The organism is Bartonella sp. AA18HLJMS (genome assembly GCF_042197245.1).
GTDB lineage: Bacteria > Pseudomonadota > Alphaproteobacteria > Rhizobiales > Rhizobiaceae > Bartonella.
The window spans coordinates 1-21,287 of the sequence record NZ_JBHIRP010000002.1 but is presented as its reverse complement, the minus strand read 5'-3'; the positions used below and the strand labels follow the sequence as shown (position 1 = coordinate 21,287).

The 21,287-nt window shown below is 38.4% G+C and carries 17 protein-coding genes and 2 pseudogenes; 6 read left to right on the top strand and 13 right to left on the bottom strand.

All coding sequences use genetic code 11. The features are described 5' to 3' along the window. Window positions 1-78: 78 nt before the first annotated feature. A complete protein-coding gene (gene cyoE / locus ACFINW_RS01895) occupies window positions 79-1,014 on the bottom strand; it encodes a heme o synthase (protein WP_375620653.1) in 936 nt (311 codons plus the stop codon). A 343-nt stretch (window positions 1,015-1,357) separates the two neighbouring features. Here cyoE and ACFINW_RS01890 point away from each other — a divergent pair, with 343 nt between their 5' ends. Beyond that, window positions 1,358-1,897 (top strand): invasion associated locus B family protein, encoded by a 540-nt coding sequence (locus ACFINW_RS01890; protein ID WP_375611128.1) that lies wholly within the window; start codon window positions 1,358-1,360, stop codon window positions 1,895-1,897. 110 nt (window positions 1,898-2,007) lie between these two features. Further along, window positions 2,008-3,432, top strand: coding sequence for a metalloprotease TldD (gene tldD / locus ACFINW_RS01885; protein ID WP_375611127.1), 1,425 nt, complete (start codon window positions 2,008-2,010; stop codon window positions 3,430-3,432). 507 nt (window positions 3,433-3,939) lie between these two features. Here tldD and ACFINW_RS01880 read toward each other — a convergent pair. From ACFINW_RS01880 to ACFINW_RS01845, 8 genes are all read right to left on the bottom strand, one after another. Beyond that, the gene (locus ACFINW_RS01880; RefSeq protein ID WP_375620652.1) at window positions 3,940-5,193 is read right to left on the bottom strand and encodes a class I SAM-dependent RNA methyltransferase; all 1,254 of its coding nucleotides are present in this window, start codon (window positions 5,191-5,193) and stop codon (window positions 3,940-3,942) included. Next, on the bottom strand, window positions 5,190-5,933 hold the full coding sequence (locus ACFINW_RS01875; RefSeq protein WP_375620651.1) for a TlyA family RNA methyltransferase: 744 nt from the start codon (window positions 5,931-5,933) through the stop codon (window positions 5,190-5,192). Before ACFINW_RS01875 ends, ACFINW_RS01880 begins: the two co-directional genes overlap by 4 nt. 16 nt (window positions 5,934-5,949) lie before the next feature. After that, window positions 5,950-7,857, bottom strand: a complete 1,908-nt coding sequence (gene dxs, locus ACFINW_RS01870; protein ID WP_375620650.1) for a 1-deoxy-D-xylulose-5-phosphate synthase — start codon at window positions 7,855-7,857, stop codon at window positions 5,950-5,952. A 241-nt stretch (window positions 7,858-8,098) separates the two neighbouring features. After that, window positions 8,099-8,353: an exodeoxyribonuclease VII small subunit gene (locus ACFINW_RS01865; RefSeq protein ID WP_375611123.1), complete on the bottom strand. Its 255-nt coding sequence runs from the start codon at window positions 8,351-8,353 to the stop codon at window positions 8,099-8,101. A gap of 7 nt (window positions 8,354-8,360) precedes the next feature. Further along, on the bottom strand, window positions 8,361-9,464 hold the full coding sequence (gene ribB / locus ACFINW_RS01860; RefSeq protein ID WP_375620649.1) for a 3,4-dihydroxy-2-butanone-4-phosphate synthase: 1,104 nt from the start codon (window positions 9,462-9,464) through the stop codon (window positions 8,361-8,363). Between the two features lie 15 nt (window positions 9,465-9,479). After that, complete coding sequence (gene aroC, locus ACFINW_RS01855; protein WP_375620648.1) at window positions 9,480-10,568, bottom strand: chorismate synthase; 1,089 nt, start codon at window positions 10,566-10,568, stop codon at window positions 9,480-9,482. 148 nt (window positions 10,569-10,716) lie between these two features. Continuing rightward, entirely contained in the window at window positions 10,717-11,535 is an 819-nt protein-coding gene (gene fabI / locus ACFINW_RS01850; protein ID WP_375620647.1) for an enoyl-ACP reductase FabI, read from the bottom strand. A gap of 127 nt (window positions 11,536-11,662) precedes the next feature. Further along, entirely contained in the window at window positions 11,663-12,568 is a 906-nt protein-coding gene (locus ACFINW_RS01845; protein WP_375620646.1) for a DnaJ C-terminal domain-containing protein, read from the bottom strand. A 325-nt stretch (window positions 12,569-12,893) separates the two neighbouring features. Here ACFINW_RS01845 and pdxH point away from each other — a divergent pair, with 325 nt between their 5' ends. Further along, window positions 12,894-13,517 (top strand): pyridoxamine 5'-phosphate oxidase, encoded by a 624-nt coding sequence (pdxH, locus tag ACFINW_RS01840; protein WP_375620645.1) that lies wholly within the window; start codon window positions 12,894-12,896, stop codon window positions 13,515-13,517. Between the two features lie 237 nt (window positions 13,518-13,754). On the opposite strand, the gene ubiA is transcribed toward pdxH, so the two are convergent. Further along, window positions 13,755-14,759 carry a 4-hydroxybenzoate octaprenyltransferase gene (ubiA, locus tag ACFINW_RS01835; RefSeq protein WP_375620644.1) on the bottom strand — a complete coding sequence of 335 codons (1,005 nt, stop codon included), beginning with the start codon at window positions 14,757-14,759 and terminating at the stop codon, window positions 13,755-13,757. Window positions 14,760-14,849: 90 nt separating this feature from the next. Between ubiA and purD the strand changes: the two genes are divergently transcribed. Next, complete coding sequence (purD, locus tag ACFINW_RS01830; RefSeq protein WP_375673710.1) at window positions 14,850-16,124, top strand: phosphoribosylamine--glycine ligase; 1,275 nt, start codon at window positions 14,850-14,852, stop codon at window positions 16,122-16,124. Window positions 16,125-17,208: 1,084 nt separating this feature from the next. On the opposite strand, the gene ACFINW_RS01825 is transcribed toward purD, so the two are convergent. The 3 genes from ACFINW_RS01825 to ACFINW_RS01815 all read right to left on the bottom strand — a co-directional run bounded on the left by ACFINW_RS01825 (window position 17,209) and on the right by ACFINW_RS01815 (window position 20,255). Further along, window positions 17,209-17,736: a DUF6101 family protein gene (locus ACFINW_RS01825; RefSeq protein ID WP_375628324.1), complete on the bottom strand. Its 528-nt coding sequence runs from the start codon at window positions 17,734-17,736 to the stop codon at window positions 17,209-17,211. A gap of 144 nt (window positions 17,737-17,880) precedes the next feature. Continuing rightward, entirely contained in the window at window positions 17,881-19,290 is a 1,410-nt protein-coding gene (locus ACFINW_RS01820; RefSeq protein WP_375673708.1) for an FAD-binding oxidoreductase, read from the bottom strand. Window positions 19,291-19,292: 2 nt separating this feature from the next. Next, entirely contained in the window at window positions 19,293-20,255 is a 963-nt protein-coding gene (locus ACFINW_RS01815) for an L-threonylcarbamoyladenylate synthase (RefSeq protein ID WP_375620641.1), read from the bottom strand. Between the two features lie 278 nt (window positions 20,256-20,533). On the opposite strand from ACFINW_RS01815, the pseudogene ACFINW_RS01810 reads away from it, so the two are divergent. Next, window positions 20,534-20,814: pseudogene (locus ACFINW_RS01810) on the top strand (type II toxin-antitoxin system RelB/DinJ family antitoxin). Window positions 20,815-20,823: 9 nt separating this feature from the next. Next, window positions 20,824-21,097 (top strand): annotated as a pseudogene (locus tag ACFINW_RS01805) (type II toxin-antitoxin system YafQ family toxin). The last annotated feature ends 190 nt before the right edge of the window (window positions 21,098-21,287 follow it).

The window sequence follows — 21,287 nt, the reverse complement described above, 5'->3', positions numbered from 1 at the left end:
AACACACTCTATCGTGTTTTCTTACAGAATTTTCTTGAAGAAAAGCTCTTTTAAAATTTGCTCTTTCATTTTACGCAACTAAAGAGCGATAAAATACCAAACAAGAGATTCAATCAAAAGAATTCCAAAGATAGCTGCCAAATACAGTAACGAAAAGAAAAACGTTTTTTTGGCCATCAAAATAGTTTCATTATGTGTATCAGCTTGCCATAAACGATAGGCAAAATAAATAAAGATAATGCTTAAAATTGTTGAAAAAATACCATAAAAAATTCCGCCAAGACCAGTAAAGCAAGGAGCAGCAGCACACAATGCCATCAAAATAGTATAAAATAAAATCTGTTTTTTTGTTGAATGTTCACCTCGTACATTAGGCATCATAGGGATACCTGCAGCCTCATAATCAAGAGATGAAAATAAAGAAAGAGCCCAAAAGTGAGGGGGGGTCCACATAAAAATGATTAAAAATAATAAAAAGCTATCAATACTCACTGTCCCTGTTGTCACGGCCCATCCAATCATTGGTGGAAAAGCCCCAGAAGCACCACCAATAACAATATTTTGTGGTGTGATACGCTTTAACCAAATTGTATAGATAACGACATAAAAGAAAATCGTAAACGCAAGAAAAAATGCCGCAAACCAATTAATGAAGCTCCCCATAACCAATACCGAGAGCATAGAAAGAACCATGCCAAAAATAAATGCCTTTTGGGAGCTGATTTTACCCATGGGAATAGGACGCTTTTTAGTCCGTTCCATCACAGCATCAATGTCAGCATCATACCACATGTTCAGTGCTCCCGCACCACCGCCACCAGCAGCAATACATAAAATTGCTAAAAAACCATACCACGGATTGATAGGAACAGGCGATACAAGCAAACCAACCAGAGCCGTAAAGACCACAAGAGACATAACACGTGGCTTTAATAATGTGATGTAATCACCAATACCGGATTTTGGTGGCGTTGATTTACCATTCACAACCGATAACTCTTCTGAAACTGACATTCCACTCAAAGCCCTTTTCCATTTCTGTCATTCACAAACCCAATATTATCTGACAAATATTATCTAGCGTATGGAAATAACCCATTAAGACCAATCGTATTTTTGAGAAAATATGAAATATCTCTTTCGCACGTATCCCCTAAAAGTAAATGGAAATATTGGCAATAAAAATACATTTTTTCAATCAACGTTCTCTCCACATTACAAATGTATCATAAAAATATATCATATGAATTAATATATTTGGGTAAATACTGATTTTGTGTTATAGTTTTTTATAGGGAATTCATTTTTTATGTAAATCTATGCACGGTTGTGGGTGTTGAGTCGGATAGGATTTTCTGTGATACTTTATAAATTACTCAAAAAAACTTTTTTTATTGGTGCTGTTCTTTACACACTTTATAGTAGTTTTATCAGTCATGCATTTGCACAAACACCCTATGCACAAGATGTTCCTGCTCCGCAAACCTATGGTGCATGGACAAAAGTGTGTTCTCTACCACCAGGTACACCTAACATGCAGTGTGAAGTTGTACAAAACGTTCACACACAAGGGCGTCAAGATATTACCTTGCGCGTTACATTTTATAAACTTCCTCAAAAGCAAGGTGCTTTGATGCGTGTTTTTGTTCCGATTCGCGTTGAATTACGTCCTGGCGTTGGAATTAAAATTGACGATAAAAATATGGGCAGAATGGAATATCGTCGTTGTCTTGGTGATAATTGTGTTGCTGAAGCCTTTCTTAAAGAAGACATATTGCAGCTCTTTTTAAAAGGAAAAATGGCAACCTATTTTATCTTTACAACTCCTGAACAAGGGATTGGAGGTTTTGTTGACCTTCATGGTCTTGGCGACGCCTATGCAACCTTACCGACATGAATGAAATCAATACATTTTAAACAATCAAAATCTCATCGTATATTTTGAAAGATTCTTAAAATTAGATTGATAAAAATCTTCGAAGCCCCCATACAAATAGGATAATTCTTATGAAATCGCTGATTGATCATTTTGATATTGCTTCCTCTAAAGTGCAATCACTTATACAGGAAACACTTCATCATGCTGATGATGGTGAGCTTTACCTTGAGTATACAGAAAGCGAAGCTCTTTTATTTGATAATGGACAGCTTAAAAACGGCTCATTTCATCAAGATATGGGATTTGGACTACGCGTTGTTGCTGGAGAGGCTACTGGATATGCTCACTCTAGTGAGTTATCAGCTGCTGCACTCAAACGTGCCAGTGAAGCTGCTAAAGCTGTTACCTATAATAATCATGCAGGGACTTATAGCATAGCACCTCAACAAACAAACAAAAGGCTTTATCAACCGCATAATCCCCTTGATGCTCCATCATTTGAAGAAAAAAGTGCTCTTTTGCAAAAAATTGATGCCTATTTACGTGCTAAAAATGATAAATTGCATCAGGTGACTGTTTCTCTTTCCGGCTCGCTACAACATGTTGAAATTTTACGTGCAGATGGTTATTTGGTTCGTGATATTCGTCCCCTTGTGCGACTTTCTATATCTGTGGTCGCAGCTGAAGGCAATCGTCGTGAAAATGGTTTTTATGGATGTGGAGGGAGACAAGCATTTAACCAATTTATTCATGAAGACAATTGGAAAAAAGCCGCGGATGAAGCCTTACGTATGGCTTTAACAAATTTAGAAGCAGAAGCAGCACCTGCTGGATCTTTTGATGTTGTCTTAGCTAACGGATGGCCTGGTGTTATGCTCCATGAAGCCGTAGGTCATGGTTTAGAAGGTGACTTTAACCGTAAAAAAACATCGGCTTTTGCTGGACTTTTAGGACAACAAGTTGCAGCAAAAGGTGTTACAGTTGTTGATGATGGAACAATTCCACAATGCCGTGGCTCTCTCACTGTCGATGATGAGGGGACCCCTTCAGGATATAACGTTCTCATTGAAGATGGAAAACTCGTTGGTTTTATGCAAGACAGGCTTAATGCACGGCTTATGGGAGGTAAATCAACTGGAAATGGACGGCGTGAATCTTATGCTTATGCACCAATGCCACGAATGACCAATACAATCATGCTAGGAGGAGATAAAACACCTGAAGAAATCCTTTCTTCACTTAAAAGTGGTATCTATGCTGTTTCATTTGGTGGAGGACAAGTTGATATTACTTCCGGAAAATTCGTCTTTGAATGTACTGAAGCATACCGAGTAGAAAATGGCAAAATTTGTGCACCAATCAAAGGTGCAACTCTTATTGGAAATGGACCGGATGCTATGAAACGTATCACAATGATTGGTAATGATAGTAAACTAGACAATGGTATTGGTATGTGCGGAAAAGCAGGGCAAAATGTCCCTGTTGGTGTTGGTCAACCTCATCTTCGAATCAATAATATGACAATCGGTGGGACTGCGCTTATAGAGGAATAAGCTTGCTCATTCCTTCCCAGTATTGCCTCCTTCTCGTCTATTACGACCATTTTGTGAGGGGGAGATTACAATGAATTGATTTATAAAGATAATCTAGCGTTATTCATATTGTATTAGAACCTTGAATACCGCAAGATTCTCTCATTTTAAATCTGTGTCTGTTGGATCAATCAAAATCATTCGTTTATACGTTACAGGCGGGGAGAGTTATATGGATAAAAACTGTACAAGAAAAGACTAAAGATTCCTCTTATGGGGCGTCTCAAGTGCCAAGAGTTTTAAGAAACATTAGGGGATGGCAAATATAACGACGGCACAGGCTTATTCAGACACATCTTTTTCGTAAGATATTAGTCTTTTGTGTGGGGTAACTTGTCTTTTATATTCATAATAAAAAAGACTTTCTACATTTAGTGCTCTTAAATCAACGAGAAAAAGGTTATTATTATAGATAAATTTTGGAGAGATTTTATAATAATACTCAGGTAAACTTTTAAAAAAATTAGGCTAAAGTTTCCAACCTTTCTTTTTTTTCTTTTTGCTCAAAACAGCAACAATTTCGACATGTGGTGACCATAAAAATTGATCAATCGGTATGATTTTTTCTACTGTATACCCCCCTGCAACAAGAAGAGATAAATCACGAGCAAATGTAGTAGGATTACAAGAAATTGCCACAACACGTGATACTATAGTCTTCGCTAATTCACGTACTTGTTGCTCTGCACCAGCACGGGGAGGATCAAAAACAACACTCTCAAAACATTCAAGTTCCTTTACAGAAAGGGGATGTCGGAAAAGATCACGTTTTTCACAAGTGACCGTTTTTAAACCAGTCGCAAAACGTGCTGCTGTATTTAGATTTCTTAATGCATCTTCATTATTTTCTACTGCATGAACATTCATCTTTTTTGCCATACGCAAGGTAAATGTTCCTACCCCTGAAAACAAATCAACAGCATTCTTTGCTTTTTTTAAATGAGTCAAAATAATATTGCCCATTATATTTTCAGCTTCACAAGTTGCTTGCAGAAAACCACCAGAAGGAAATTCAACACGGACATCTCCAAAGTAAATCTCTGGTTTTTCTCGTTCAACCAAAACTTCACCGTCAACAGATAAACGTATAATCCCATATGAAAGAGCAGCACTGATCATTCTCTGACGAAGTGATTCATGGTGTATAATGCAACCGCTTAAAGCAACATCTAAACCATTTTCAACACATGTTATCGTAACATGAAACCGTTTGGCAGAGCTCTTTAGAAAAGCACAGAGCTCTCTGATATTATGCAACTGAGAAATAAGCTCTGGACGGCTTACTGGGCATTCCTCAAGAGCTACAATCTCATGAGAGAGATAACGGTTAAAACCAACTTTTTGCCCCTGTGGGGTCATGGATGCTGTTAGAGTAATCCGCCGTCGGCTATAAGGTTTACATTCTATTAAAGGCGCAACAACATTATTAAGTCCATACTTTTTAAGCGCCTCAACAACCAATTGTTGTTTCCATACGCGATAAGCATCCATATGCCAATGCTGAAGAGTACACCCTCCACATTCTCCAAAATGCTGACAAAGAGTATCAATGCGTTCTGATGATTTTTCTTTTAATGTTATATATGTTGCATATTTTCCATGAACAGTAATTTCAGCACACTCTCCTGGTAAAGTAAAAGGAACAGAAACGAAGCCGTGAGACGTCTTAGCAATACCATAACCATTTGCTCCGATATGATCGATTATGACATTGTCATTCACTCTTGTTTTTCTCCGAATAGTAAATATTCCACGTTGCCATCACCACCTGTAATAGGGGAAGAAATTAAACCTTTTGCACTCCACCCTGTTTGTATATTTAACCAAACAAAAAGCGCCTCAGCAGTTTCTTTAGCACTTGATGGACTTAATATTCCTCCCTTACTAAAGTGTTTACGACCAACCTCAAACTGAGGCTTTACCAGTAAAACAGCTTGGGCACCCTTCTTGGCTAAAGACAACACGGGAGGCAATGCAAGTTTGAGCGAAATAAAGCTAACATCTGAAACGATAAGATCAATTTCTCGCCCACCTAAATGTTCCTGTTTAAAATCTCTGACATTCAAGCCTTCTAATAACGTTATAGCACTGTTGCCCAATAAACGTTTATCAAATTGATGATGCCCAACATCAACGGCAATGACATGATCTGCTCCACGCTCTAAGAGAACTTGCGTAAAACCACCTGTTGATGCACCAACATCAATGGCTGTCACTTTATCTGTTATAATTGGAAATGCATCAAGTGCAGCAATCAATTTTAACGCTGCCCGAGAAACATAATTCTGCGCTGGATCACAAACGGTAATCTCTGCATCGTCAAAAACGATTTGCCCAGCTTTAAAAACGATTTCTCCGTTAACTTTAACAGTTTGGCGCATAATTGCATCACGTGCGCGTGAACGTGTCGTAAAAAAGTTTTTTTCAACTAAAAGAATATCGAGTCTTTTTCTGGAAGCCATCTCATACTCGAATTTTCTATCCTGTTCGAATCTCGCGTCCCAAAACAGCAAAAACCGTGTTTAAAATACCCATAGCGTCAAGTCCGACACGTGAAAGAACTTTTTCTGGTGAACCATGATTCAAATATTCATCAGGAAATTTTAGTGTACGAACTTTCAAACCATGCTCTAAGAGCCCTTCTTGCGCTAAAAATTGTAATATGTGCGCTCCAAATCCACCGATTGCCCCTTCTTCAATTGTCACCAATACCTCATGCTCACGTGCCAAACGACGCATCAAATCTTTATCTAAAGGTTTTGCAAACCGTGCATCTGCAACCGTTGTAGACAATCCTTCAACCTCCAACGCATCAGCAGCTTGCAACACTTCTGACATCCGCGTTCCAAAACAAACCAAAGCGATTCTATTTCCTTCACGCAGAACGCGCCCTTTTCCAATTTCTAATAACTCACCACGTTGCGGTAAATCTATACCAATCCCCTCACCACGCGGATAACGAAAAGAAATTGGTCCCTGATCATAAGCTGCAGCTGTACGCACCATATGCATCAGTTCAAGCTCATCAGAAGGTGCCATAACAACAAAGTCAGGAAGAGTGGCCAAAAAAACAATATCAAAACTTCCAGCATGTGTTGCACCATCTGCCCCCACAAAACCTGCTCGGTCAATAGCAAAACGTACCGGTAATTTTTGAATTGATACATCATGAATAATTTGATCATAAGCACGCTGTAAAAAAGTAGAATAAATTGCAACAAAAGGCTTATACCCTTCACAAGCAAGTCCTGCCGCAAAAGTTACGGCATGTTGTTCAGCAATACCAACATCAAACATTTTTTCAGGAAATTTTTTCGCAAAAGAATCAAGGCCTGTCCCTGTTGGCATCGCTGCTGTTATGCCAACAATCTTATCATCATTGCGAGCTTCTTCTATTAAAGCTTTAGAAAATACCTTGGTATAGGGTAGAATATTACTTGATGCTTTTACCTGTTTTCCTGTCGTGACATCAAAACGATTAACACCATGATATTTATCAGACGAGGCCTCTGCAGGTGGATATCCCTTTCCCTTATGGGTTACAACATGCACCAAAACAGGACCATTAGGATATTCACGAACATTTTTAAAAACAGGCAATAAATGCCCCAAATTGTGCCCATCTATGGGTCCAACATAATAAAAGCCAAGCTCATCAAATAAAGTTCCCCCAACCAAAAGTCCACGCGCAAATTCCTCTGAACGACGAGCTTTATCCAAAAAAAACTTTGGCAATTTTTCGCTCAACATCTTTACGCGTTCACGCAAATGACGATAAGAAGGACGAGACACTAATCGTGCAAGATGTGCACTCATAGCACCTGTAGGTGGTGCTATAGACATATCGTTATCATTAAGAACAACAATCAAGCGTGCATTCAAAGCACCAGCGTTGTTCATGGCTTCATAAGCCATGCCCGCAGACATTGCACCATCACCAATGACAGTTATGATATTGCGTCTTGTCTCTGCTTTCAAAGCACTTGCCACTGCCATACCAAGCCCCGCTGAAATAGAAGTAGACGAATGCCCCGCTCCAAATGGATCATACACACTTTCTGAACGTTTTGTAAAACCAGATAATCCGCCCTCCTGACGTAATGTGCGAATTTTTTCTCTACGCCCCGTTAAAATCTTGTGTGGATAGGTTTGATGACCAACATCCCAAATAATCCTATCCTCTGGTGTATTAAAAATATAATGTAATGCAACAGTGAGCTCAACAACACCAAGTCCCGCCCCAAGATGACCACCTGTTACAGAAACCGCATCAATTGTTGCGGTCCGCAACTCATCAGCCAACTGTACCAAATCAGACTCAGGCAATGCCCGCAAATCTTGCGGAAAACAAACACGGTCAAGCAATGGTGTTAAGACCTGAGACAAAAAAAATCCTTCCTATTATCTTAACTCAAGAAAACACAATGATAAAAATATATCTTTTCTACTCTTTTATTTACAGTTTTGCATCTTTTTTACTGAAAAATGCTCTTTTCTATTTGAGATGAGCTATAATTTCCTCATTTTTAACTTATTTTATAAAAAAGAAATCAATAAAACTTTCTGTTTATAAACTAAGGTTATTGCTTCTCTTAAGTCCCACAATAAATATCCAAAAAGATTTAAATTATTTAGCATCAAGTGGTTCCACTCCTTCTGGAAAACCTTCTTCTGAAAGCTGGATTTTTTCAACTTTAGCTTCAGCAACTCTTAAGAGTTTTTCACAATGCTTTTTAAGCGCTTCACCGCGTTCATAAATATCAATGGATTGTTCCAAAGGCACATCGCCACGTTCCAAATTTTCGACAATAACTTCAAGTTGCTTAAGCGCTTGCTCAAAGCTTAAGGTCGTAATATCCCCCTCTTGTATCTCTTTTTTCATATGAACCTCAAAAAATATCTGTTCTGGATATACGAACTCCAAAACCTTCCAAACCTACATAATGATGCTCTTTAGAAGCATAAATAATAACAGAGCCTATTCCTAAATATTTTAAAATTTGTGACCCTAAACCAATTTTGCGCCATTCTTCTTCGCGTTCAATCGCCTGCACATGGTTTTCTGAATTGTTTCTTGTCATGTTTTGAATACCAACAGTTGATTGTATAACAGATCCTTCACGCAAATAAATAAATACGCCACGTTTTTCTTTTTCCATCATACGCCGCATCATCACCATAATATCTGAAGTTTGACAAAAAACGTCACTTATAATGTTTTCATGATGTAAATGCACAGGAATATTCTCACCCTCACGGACATCACCAAAAACAATTGCAATATGCTGAACGACTTCCCAAGGGAGTTGATAACTTTGAACAATAGCGGGACCTACGAATGTTTCAATAGGCATTTCTCCAACATGCTTGATCAATATTTCCTTACGTTGGCGGTAAGCAATTAAATCTGCAACCGTTATAATATGCAACCGATGTTCTTGCGCAAATTTCATAATCTGATCGCCATGTTTAACGCTTCCATCATCATTAACTAACTCACCGATAACACCAACCGGCGGCAAATTAGCTAATTTACATAAATCAACAGCGGCCTCCGTGTGACCTGAACGCATAAGCACTCCCCCTTCATGCGCAATTAAAGGAAAAACATGCCCTGGACGAACAAAATCATCCGCACTTGCATTTGAATTCGCAAGATTACGTACAGCTAATGTACGGTCATGTGCTGAGATCCCTGTTGTTATGCCGTGTTTAAAATCAACAGTAACCGTAAATTGCGTCCCATGTGCAGAGTTATTATCTGGTACCATAGGAGAAAGATTAAACCGTTTTGCTTCTTTTTTTGGCATAGGTGTGCACACAATACCTGTTGTGTGACGAAGAATAAACGCCATCTTTTCTTCTGTACAATGCGCTGCAGCAACAGTTAAATCACCCTCATTTTCACGGTCATCATCATCTGTCACCACAACAATTTCACCGCGTTCAAAAGCTTTAAGTGCAGAAACAATTTTTTTTTCATCATACGCCATTGTTCACCTTTTCAATCACCCAACTTGACCGCGATGTCTTAGATAATGGTCAGCAATAGCACAAGCAACCATCGCTTCACCAACAGGAACGGCACGAATCCCAACACATGGATCATGACGTCCCTTTGTTATAACGTCTATATCATGACCATCAACATCAATGGAACGACGAGGTGTTAAAATTGATGAAGTAGGCTTTACAGCAAAACGCGCAACAATTGGCTGTCCACTCGATATTCCCCCTAAAATACCACCAGCATGATTGGATAAAAAAAGCGGTTTTCCATCATTTCCCATTCGCATTTCATCGGCATTTTCTTCTCCCCTCAAGCGGGCTGCCGCAAAACCATCACCAATTTCCACACCTTTTACCGCATTAATCGACATAAGTAACGAGGCAATATCTTGATCAAGCTTTGCGTAAATAGGGGCTCCTAAACCTGCCGGAACATTTTCTGCAACGATCTCAACAACCGCACCAACAGATGTCCCCTCTTTACGGAGTTTACTGATATAGTCACTAAAAATGTGAACCATCTCTGCATCAGCTGTAAAAAAAGGATTATTATCAACCTCTGACCAATCCCAACGATCACGATTAATATTATGAGGACCAATTGCTATCACTGCTCCTCGTACACTCAAACCAGGAACGATTTTACGAGCAAATGCACCTGCTGCAACACGTGCTGCCGTCTCCCGTGCCGAAGCACGTCCCCCGCCTCGAAAATCACGAATGCCATATTTAATATCATAAGTATAATCCGCATGTCCTGGACGATACTGATGAGCAATTGCTCCATAATCTTGAGAGCGTTGATCTGTGTTTCGAATCAACAGAGAAATTGGTGTACCTGTTGTCACCAATGTCGTTCCATCGTCTTGAACAACAACTCCTGAAAGGACCTCTACTTCATCTGGTTCTCGGCGCTGCGTTGTGTATTTTGATTGTCCTGGCTTGCGTTTATCAAGATAAGCTTGAACTTCTGCAAGAGTAAAAATAATTCCAGGTGGACAACCATCAATGACACAACCAAGAGCAGCACCATGACTTTCACCCCATGTTGTTACACGAAACAAATGACCAAATGTATTATGCGACATGAAAAAAGATCCATTTCTCTGTCAAATATATACAACGATAACGTATGTTGTGTGCTATACACAAAACAGCTCTTTTCTCCCAAATACTCTTGGACACCTTAAATTTGGTCAAATTACTGCTGTCTAATAAAATCTTATAAACCAAACTTTATTCTTTAACGACAGAAATGTCTGGGGCATCAACTGCTTTCATACCTATGATATTATAACCCGAATCGACATGATGGACTTCACCGGTAACAGAACGAGACAAATCTGAAAGAAAATAAAGCGCAGAATCACCAACCTCTTCAATTGTTACCGTACGACGTAATGGAGCATTATATTCATTCCATTTTAAAATATAACGAAAATCACCAATACCAGAAGCCGCTAACGTTTTAATTGGTCCAGCAGATATAGCATTAACACGAATATTTTGGGGACCTAAATCTACCGCTAAATATTTCACGCTCGCTTCAAGAGCGGCTTTGGCAACCCCCATTACATTATAATTGGGAACAACCTTTTCTGCACCATAATAGGTTAGTGTCAAGATTGAACCACCATCTGGCATCAATTTTTCTGCACGCTTCGTTAGAGCTGTTAGCGAATAAACGGAAATATTCATGGTCATCATAAAATTTGATTCGCTGATATCAATATAACGACCACTTAATTCATCTTTATCAGAAAAACCAATAGCATGAACTAAAAAATCAAGTTTTCCCCATTTCTTCTCTATTTCTCTAAAGACCGTATCAATAGAGACACTGTCAGAAACATCACAATGTCCACAAACAAATCCATTTAATTCTTCAGCCAAAGGCTCGACACGCTTTTTCATTGCTTCACCCTGATAGGTAAAAGCAAGCTCTGCCCCTGCGCTACTTGCCGCTTTAGCGATTCCCCAAGCGATGGAGCGATTATTGGCCAACCCCAAAATTAAACCACGCTTACCGTACAATAAACCATTACCCTTAGCCATCAGCACTGCCCCATTGTTACTTAAAATTAGTATTATTCACCTGCCTATGACACAGGTCAACTTTTTCTTCAAGCAATTGGTTTAAAATCAAACAAAAACTACGCTTTTATATATAAAATTTTTAAAATTAATCTTGTTGCATTTGCAAAAACTGTTCTAGTGCGGCGGCATTTTCATCTCCCGGCAACATAATGCGAACATGCACATAAAGATCATCTCTTGTACCATTTTTTAAACGAAGCCCTTTCCCTTTCAACCGTAAAACGCGATCAGAACTTGACCACGCAGGAATCGTTAAAACCACACGCCCCTCCAACGTCTCAACTTCTTCTTTTGCTCCCAAAACAGCATGTTTGAGAGAAACTGGTAAATCAAGATGGAGTGCTCTTCCTTCAACCCGAAAACGAGGATGTTTTTGAATCTGAATGGTTATTAACGCATCTCCTGCTTGCCCGTGAGGTACCTCTTCTCCCTGACCTTTTAAACGAATAGTCTGTCCGTCTTCAATATAATCTGGCAGTTTAATTTTTAACTTTTTTCCATTTGGAAAAACAGCTTCCACCTTTTCTGCGCCAACCATCTGCTCTAATGTTATGGCAAGATTAGCACGAACATGTGCTCCTTGTTGGGGACGGTTATAGTGTGTAGAATTCGAAAAGCTACCTCCTCCTCCAAACAGATCCCGAAAAATATCACTCGCATCAAAACTTGCACCACCTGAAGAGGAAAAATCAAATCCCTTTGCTCTTCCTGAAAAGGGATTTTGTTTATTGCTAAAATTTTCACCAGCACCATAGGCTTGATAAAGCGGTTTTCCTTCCATATCAATTTCACCGCGGTCAAATTGTGCCTTTTTATCTTTATCACCTATAATTTCATAGGCTTGATTAATTTCAGCAAATTTCTCTTTAGCCTTTGTATCATCTTTATTATGGTCTGGATGATATTTCTTCGCTAATCTTCTAAATGCCGATTTAATCTCTTGCGATTTTGCGGTACGTGCCACACCCAGAATCGTGTAGGGATCACGCATATTGCCCTCTTTTCAATTTCTTCGTTTTCAAAATATCAACTGATACGTTGTTCAATATCCCTTATAGCTTCATCAGTCTATTCTAAAGAATAATTTCTTCTTTTCTCTTTATATGTCTATCAATAAACTAAAATACCAGATAAAATGAGATATTTATTTAATATAGCTCCTTGTAGTCTATGCTAAAGTAAAAATAATTAAACTACCATAGAAATACACGATAGCATTGGCTTTTTGAAAATAAGAAAAAATGGTACTGTGACTTCTTGATGATAAAGTAAATGAGAAAATGCCTCACCCATGCTCACTGATATTTGGAGAAACTATGAGCAAAAAAATACCAACAGATGATCATTTTATGCAAATGCAAAAACCTTTTGAACTTTTCGCAAAGTGGCTTGAAGAGGCAACGATAAGTGAAATAAATGATCCGAATGCTATGGCATTAGCAACAGTTGACGAAACAGGACTCCCTAATGTTCGTATGGTTCTCCTCAAAGACTACAATCGCCAAGGCTTTGTCTTCTATACCAATTATGAAAGCTGTAAAGGACAAGAAATTTTAAAATCAATGAAAGCATCCTTAGGTTTTCATTGGAAATCACTCCGTCGTCAAGTCAGAATTAGAGGAATCGTTGAAAAAGTAAGTCAACAGGAAGCCGATGCCTATTTCCAATCGCGACCACGTGGTAGTCGAATTGGTGCATGGGCCTCTAAACAATCTCAACCTTTAGACAATCGTTTTGTGCTCGAAAAAGCAATTGCTCAATATACTGCGCGTTATGCTCTAGGCAATATTCCACGACCACCTTATTGGTCTGGGTTTCGTGTTAAACCCCTTTCTATAGAGTTCTGGTGCGATCGCCCATTTCGTTTACATGATCGTCTGCTTTTTACACGGGATTGTGTTGAACACAGCGATTGGAAAAGACAAAAACTTTATCCCTAATCCTTCAAACTTCATCGTTATGAAGATTTTTTCTTCGCAACAATTAAACAAATATTTTTTATTCGAAAAATTCTAAAAGAAGCTGATTTATTTTATTTAAATAGAAGAATTTTATTTTCACTGTAAAGGTTAATTGGTGATATTTTCTACTGTATTGCTTAAAAATAGATTATCAACAAGCTTATTAAAAAAAACATACTGTATTCAATAGAAACTATGATTTTAGCTAACTTATTTTTAGACCGCAGAATAAAATATCATCCATATACCCCCACATACTAAACCAGCAAAAATCACAAAACCAATAAGCGAATTAGATTTGAAAAGCCTGAGGCATTGTGAACTATCATCTATATCAATGACTTTAATTTGAATAAACATATGGATGCTTGCCACAAAAATCCCAAAAAAACTAAGAACAGGAACTCCAGCTAAATAAAATGCTAGACTAACGAACATCACAAAACCACCATACAAAAATACTAAAGCACGCTTGGTTGCTTTACCAAAAAGAAGAGCCGTAGAACGGACACCAACAGTAATGTCATCTTCTTTATCTTGATGTGCGTAGATTGTGTCGTATCCTATGGTCCACAAAATTGATCCCACATAAAGCAAGATTGGTGCCCAGCTTAAACTTCCAAAGACAACAGCCCACCCCATTAATGCCCCCCAATTAAATGCAACGCCTAAAAAAAACTGCGGCCAATATGTTACGCGTTTCATAAAAGGATAAAATGCAACAGCTATCAATGACGAAATACCTAGAAAAAAACTAAACCTATTAAATTGTGATAAAACAACTAAACCAACTAAACATTGCACAAGTATAAAAACTCTTGCTTGCAACCGACTCACATGACCTGTCGGCAATGGGCGAGAACGTGTCCTTTCTACCTGAGCATCAATTTTATGGTCAATAAGATCATTCCAAGTACATCCTGCCCCTCGCATAGCAATAGACCCCAGAAAAAAAAGAAAAAGATACCAAACCCAATGAAGAAACATTGATAAAAGAGTATCGTAATGCATGTTATAAGAGAAAAAAGCCATTGTTGTTGACCAAAAACAAGGCCACATCAACAATTGCCAACCGATAGGCCGATCCCAACGCGCCAATTGCGCATAAAACCATAAAGAACGGGGAAGGAAGCTGTAGACCCATTGTTTGGAAGATGCATCCATAACCCGTCCTTGGCTATCATAGGACTGAACATGCGCGATATTTTTATTTTTTTTCATCAAATGATTTACCTTTGGTCTTGCGATAGAGACATTTCATTCTTATGAGAAGGGGATGAGATTAATTATCTTTTATGAGAGGAGCAAGCAATGAATATTCTTCTTATTGGCTCAGGTGGACGAGAACATGCTTTAGCATGGAAAATAGCAGCATCACCACTGCTAACAAAGTTATATTGTGCTCCTGGAAATCCTGCAACAACAGAATTTGGTGAAAATATTAATTTGAACATTGATGACCATCCCCTTGTTATTGATTTTTGTAAAGCACATTCTATTGATCTTGTAATTGTAGGACCAGAAGCACCCTTGGTGGCGGGTATAACAGACTCTCTTAATAGCGCTAACATCTGTGTATTTGGTCCTACTCAAAAAGCTGCTCAACTAGAAGGTTCAAAAGCCTTTACAAAAGATTTATGTCGGAAGAATAACATTCCTACAGGAAGTTACCAATGCTTTAATGATGCCTCTAAAGCTAAAGCTTACATTCAGCAACAAGGTGTTCCCATTGTTATTAAAGCTGATGGCTTAGCAGCTGGCAAAGGTGTCGTGGTTGCAACAACTATGGAAGAAGCGTTTAACGCAGTTGATGCCTGCTTCAAAAGTACATTTGGAGATGCAGGAAACAAAATTGTTGTAGAATCTTTTCTTGAAGGTGAAGAAGCAAGCTTCTTCTGCCTTTGTGATGGTAAAGTTGCTCTTCCTTTTGGATCTGCTCAAGATCATAAACGTGTAGGTGATGGGGATACTGGAGCAAACACCGGTGGTATGGGTGCTTATTCACCAGCGCCCATCATGACCAAAGAAACAGTGAATCGTACCCTCAAAGAAATTGTTGAACCAGCTTTAAAAAGCATGAACGAAATGGGAACCCCCTTTAAAGGCATTCTCTTTGTCGGATTAATGATAACGCAAAAAGGACCCGAATTAATTGAATTTAACGTACGATTCGGTGATCCTGAATGTCAAGTTTTAATGATGCGCCTCAAAGATGATATTTTGCCAATTTTTCTTGCTGCAGCTCAAGGAAAACTTGAAAATAAGCCTCTTCGGTGGTCTGAAAAAACAGCTCTCACCGTTGTTATGGCTGCTAATGGTTATCCAGACTCCCCCCAAAAAGGTACTGTTATCCGTAATGTTGATCAAGTAAACACTCTTCCCGATGTGAAAGTTTTTCAAGCTGGTACAGTGTTGCGTGATGGAGAACTCATTGCAAATGGTGGACGTGTACTCAATATAACTGCAACAGGAAAAACGATTACGCATGCACAAAAACGTGCTTATGAAGCTGTTGATTTTATTGATTGGCCAGAAGGTTTTGTTCGTCGAGATATCGGATGGAGAGCCGTTGCGCGAGAAAATTAAATCCTTTGAATATTCTTTTTTTACGATTTTCTTATTTTATATAAGAGCATGACACACAAATTTTCTCACTGTTTTACGTTGGCCATAATTTTGAAAAAATAAGTGTGCTTTCCTTTGAACAATCAAATATTGTAAATAGGATATCTACTCATGATAAAATAGGAAAATTTTCTGAATCTGAAGATGTAATATAAAATAATCATTTTACTGTTGTCTTTACTTTAAACGCATTTTCTCATCATTTTTATAAACACTTTCTTTCTTATAAAATCCTGAGGAAAAACGTATATACTATCATTTCTTTTATTTATCGCGTTTTTAGTGAAATTCCGCTTTTACGAAAAATAAAATGCCCAAAAAAGATAGTTATGTTATTCACATACAAATTCTTAAACAATATCTCTCATGCTTATCATTCCCATTTTACGACACTACCTGCAAATAGTATAAATCCATTCTGCCAGCTTTCTGGAATAAAAATAAAAACCTATACCATCATTGTATTTTCCAATTCTCAATATTACGATAACCCTTTCTATCTAAATGATTTTGATTATAAAAGAGAGATGAAATAAGAATATTCTGAAATATTCAAAGCTTTCATTCAACATGGAGAAATGATTTATAAAAAAAATTCAAAAACACTTCCAGTAATCTTCTGGTGTTTTTAATAATGTGGCAAACACCCAAAATTATACCGCAAAAAAACAGTTTCTATTGTTATGAAAACCGTTTTTACCTCTCTGAAAAAAGCGTTCTACATCATCGATTCCTGCTGCCAATGTATGGTGTCAAAAAACTCTCATTTACAATCATTGACTTTCTCTTTGTTTTCAAGAACCAAAAGTCACACCAAATCCCGTCTGTAAAGGTCTGAATTCTCATTAAGCGGGTTTCTCTTGCTTCCCACTCATATGCTGCACTTACACAAAGACCTACAAGCAAACTTAGAATATTCGCCATATCTTCTAAAAACACTTCATGTGTGAAGTTTACATGCCTTATGTTACCTCCCCAAACAACGATGTTTTACAGCACAACAAGATAAATGCTGACGGTCGTACAAAAATGAATGCATATTAATTTACTGGAGTGCAATTCGATTCGCAATCACCAAACGCAAGCCTAACGGATTGCTATAACGAAGTAAAAAATGCTTTTGTTTAGAATGTGCTGTTGTACCAAAAAATCGATGTAAATCAGAACGATCTTTTACAACCAGAATGCGATTATCTTCATTGATCATAAGCATGGGAAGGCCATAAGTATCCGCCCATAACCGCCAATCCAGAAGAACATTATTCAAATCTCTGGAAACCAAAAGCGGTATACAAGCTTCCTCATCGGCATGAAGTAATTCTAATGCAACAGCTCTTTCTCCTGAACGCGTTTTTACGGTACGTGCTGCAATTCCTTGAAAATGATAAGGGGGTATTAAATGCGATAAGCTTGAAGGCATATCCGTTTTAAAAGAAACACCACGCTCATTTAACGAACAAATAACCTGATTACCCGTTTTGGATGAAAAATATGTCGTCGTTTGTGGCAAATGGCACGGATCTAACCGAAATTCAAGCACCGCTTTTGCCTGATTAAAGCATTGATTAGCCATATACATTATCCCAATTTATCTTAAATAACATACACCCTTTAGCAGCTTTTTCTCATTGGATTATTAAAAGTTTGAATAAAAAACAACTGGTTTCTTTTTTGGTTATTAAAATCTAAACAAAAATGCATGATCACCATTCTTGAATTATAATACTTTTCCAGGATTCATTATCCCTAAAGGATCGAGTGTTTTTTTAATCCCTTGCATAATATCCAATGCGACAGGCGATTTAAAAGAACGAAGTTCTTCGCGCTTAAGCTGACCAATTCCATGCTCAGCAGAAAATGCACCTCTATAGTCCACCACTAAACTATGAATGCGATGATTCATTGTTGACCATAACTGCAAAAACACTGTCGTATCAGCTCCTACAGGTTGTGTAATATTATAATGTAAATTTCCATCGCCCATGTGTCCAAAACAAATCACCCGTGCTCCTGGAGCAATATCTTCAACAATAAGCGCTGCCTCAGCAATAAAATCAGGAATAGAAGCAAGTGGGATTGCAATATCATGCTTAATGGACCCTCCTGCTAACTTTTGTGCTGATGATATACTTTCTCGTAATTGCCAAAAAAAATCTTGCTGTTTTAAAGATTGCGCAACAACTGCATCTTCTATCACCGCATTCTTTAAAGCTTCTTCTAAAATAGTACTCAATACCGATAACGCCTCATCATTGCCTTGCAACGATGAAATGTTCATTAATACATACCATTCATGTTTCCGCTGAAGAGGAAGCTTCTCACACATCTTATAATCTAAAGCCATTTGCAAACTGAGATTTCCCATGAGCTCAAAACCTGTCAACATCCCTCCTCCATATTCTTGAGCCAGAGATAAAAACTCTAAAGCCTTCGCCGGACTATATAATCCCACCAAAGCAACAGCTTTTCCTTTTATTTTTGGAAACATCTTCAAAACGGCTGCGGTTATAACACCCAATGTGCCTTCTGCACCAATAAAAAGATCTTTTAAATCGTAACCGCTATTGTCTTTTTTAACAAAACGCAAATCATCTAAAATACGCCCATCCGGTAAAACAACTTCTAAACCAAGACAAAGATCACGCATATTGCCATAAGCTAAAACAGCTGTCCCTCCAGCATTCGACGAAAGATTTCCTCCTACTTGGCAAGAACCTTCAGATGCCAAAGAAAGAGGGAAAAAACGACCTGATTCATCCACTTTTTTCTGTAAATCCTGTAAAATAACACCAGCCTCTACAACAACAAAGTTTCCCTCAAGATTTATAGCTCTAATCTTATTTAATCGCTCCATGGATAAAAGAACGCCCCCTCCTCTTTCATCTGGTTGTTGCCCCCCCACAAGCCCTGTATTTCCACCCTGTGGCACAATCGGTGTGCGCGTTTTGCTCGCTAACTGCATAATCAATGAGACCTCTGCGCAAGAAGATGGACGTAAAAGTAAAGGTGTTTTTCCATGAAAAAGCCCACGCTCTTCAAGCAAATACGGTGCAATCAAAGCTTGATCTGTTATAGCATGCTTAGCACCAACAATTTCCCTAAACCCCTCAATTAATTCCTGCTCCATGTTCATTTCTCCTTTGGAGCTGCAGCCCGTATAAGACGATCATTGATAGCCTCCCCTAATCCGTATAATGGAATAGGTTCTACTGCGATACATCTCACTTTAAATGAATCTAATTCCTTCATATATTGAAATAAATGAGAGGCTGCCTCTTCTAACTTTCCATCTTCGCTAAGGTTTAAAATAGACACGGCATTTTCAGCCCCCATAACACGCTTTGAACCAAATGCTAAAAGCGCTTCACCATTTTCCACCTTTTCTACATTCAAACGAACCGTAGCATTGGGAGCATAATGCGACTTTAACATTCCAGGAGCTTCAATCGCCGCCCTTTGATCTATCCGTTTTAAAGGCTTCCCCACAACTTCTTCAATTTCATCAGCCGCAAGCCCCCCTGGACGCAAAAGATAAATATTTTCACCACAAATTTTAATAATCGTTGATTCCAGACCTATTTTAGCAGGTCCTCCGTCCAATATCAAAGGAACAGATTCCCCCAAAGATGCAAAAACAGCCTCAGCTGAAGTAGGGCTAAGACGCCCCGATTGATTCGCACTAGGAGCAGCAAGTGGGCGGCCAAAATGTTGTACCACTTCTGCAAAACGACTGTCTGGAAAACGAACAGCCAAGGTATTCAAACCAGAGGTTGTTAAAGGATGGATATTATGCTGTTCCTTTAAAGGCAAAACCAATGTCAAAGGCCCTGGCCAAAATTCCTCCATTAATTGGCGTGAAAGAAAGTCAATTTTAACATAACGTTCCGCCATTTCTATGCCGCTGACATGCGCAATAAGAGGATTAATTTGCGGACGACCCTTTGTAGAATAAATAGAAGAAATTGCCCTTCCATTGGTTGCATCGCCCGCTAATCCATAAACAGTTTCCGTTGGTAACGCTACTAACTTCCCTTGTTCAAGAAGCGCTATTGCCTCTCTTATCGAAGCACTATCGAGTGGTAGAATCGTCATGACACATCATTTCTATAACACTCTTTTAGTGATATTATGCTCTTTTTTATTCATATATCACATTGATTTATATGTTTTTTTAAAGTATGTGGTTCATAAATAAAGGTTAGGGAATAGGATTTTCCAATATTCTTCTACAGAACATATCTTATTCTTCTAACTTTCTCTAATAATTTTTTGAATTTTGCTAAGTTCTCTTGTGAAAAGCTATTGTTGAAACTCTTGACATAGACTTAACGTGCAGTACATTGTACTACAATTGAATAGGGGATTTAGAAATGGGAAAAATTCAAGCCCGCATACCTGATCAAGTTCAAGAAATTGCAAGTGCAGTTATTAAGTCTACGGGTTTAACTGTATCGGATGCAGTACGCATGTTTATGACCCGCATTGCTAGAGATCGAACATTACCGCTTGGATCTTTCAACCAAATCCGGAAACATTACGAGCTATCGAGGATGCCGAAATGGGATGCGTCGAACGTACATCATTAGACGGCTTAAGGACCATGATACGCGAAGATAGAACCGAAATGCGTAAATCTGAAAAGAAAACCTAAGCTTGCTATATTGTCTATACGCGTTCATTCCGGTCTGACCTTAAACGTGAAAGCAAAGGTAGGTATGGCTGATACACTAGAGAAGGATTTGCTGCTTGTGGTCAAAGCGTTAGCGGAGAATGAACCGCTAAAAGCGCATTGGAGAGATCATGCGCTAACAGGTCAATGGCGCAATTGTCGTGATTGTCATATCAAGCCAGATTTAGTTTTGATCTATCGAAAGCCGAATACCAAAACACTAGGGCTCTTACGACTTGGTTTGCATTCTGAACTACGCTTATGATTGGATCTCCAATTCATAGTAAAAAGAATTTTTCGAAGTTTTTGCTTGTATGACAGTTTTTCTAATTCTTTGAGAACCACTGCTTCAAATGAGCGAAGATGTTGTCTATCGCATCCATGAGGCGTGCAAAATCAAGAATAAGCAAAAAAAGAAAAAATGCTATCCACTTCATCAAGCGAGACATCATTTT

Bases quoted from the DNA above. Each gene is read 5' to 3' on its own strand.
- cyoE (WP_375620653.1), bottom strand. From the start codon at position 1,014: ATGTCAGTTTCAGAAGAGTTATCGGTTGTGAATGGTAAATCAACGCCA.
- tldD (WP_375611127.1), top strand. From the start codon at position 2,008: ATGAAATCGCTGATTGATCATTTTGATATTGCTTCCTCTAAAGTGCAA.
- ACFINW_RS01875 (WP_375620651.1), bottom strand. From the start codon at position 5,933: ATGGCTTCCAGAAAAAGACTCGATATTCTTTTAGTTGAAAAAAACTTT.
- ACFINW_RS01865 (WP_375611123.1), bottom strand. From the start codon at position 8,353: ATGAAAAAAGAGATACAAGAGGGGGATATTACGACCTTAAGCTTTGAG.
- ribB (WP_375620649.1), bottom strand. From the start codon at position 9,464: ATGGCGTATGATGAAAAAAAAATTGTTTCTGCACTTAAAGCTTTTGAA.
- aroC (WP_375620648.1), bottom strand. From the start codon at position 10,568: ATGTCGCATAATACATTTGGTCATTTGTTTCGTGTAACAACATGGGGT.
- fabI (WP_375620647.1), bottom strand. From the start codon at position 11,535: ATGGCTAAGGGTAATGGTTTATTGTACGGTAAGCGTGGTTTAATTTTG.
- ACFINW_RS01845 (WP_375620646.1), bottom strand. From the start codon at position 12,568: ATGCGTGATCCCTACACGATTCTGGGTGTGGCACGTACCGCAAAATCG.
- pdxH (WP_375620645.1), top strand. From the start codon at position 12,894: ATGAGCAAAAAAATACCAACAGATGATCATTTTATGCAAATGCAAAAA.
- ubiA (WP_375620644.1), bottom strand. From the start codon at position 14,759: ATGAAAAAAAATAAAAATATCGCGCATGTTCAGTCCTATGATAGCCAA.
- purD (WP_375673710.1), top strand. From the start codon at position 14,850: ATGAATATTCTTCTTATTGGCTCAGGTGGACGAGAACATGCTTTAGCA.
- ACFINW_RS01825 (WP_375628324.1), bottom strand. From the start codon at position 17,736: ATGGCTAATCAATGCTTTAATCAGGCAAAAGCGGTGCTTGAATTTCGG.
- ACFINW_RS01820 (WP_375673708.1), bottom strand. From the start codon at position 19,290: ATGGAGCAGGAATTAATTGAGGGGTTTAGGGAAATTGTTGGTGCTAAG.
- ACFINW_RS01815 (WP_375620641.1), bottom strand. From the start codon at position 20,255: ATGACGATTCTACCACTCGATAGTGCTTCGATAAGAGAGGCAATAGCG.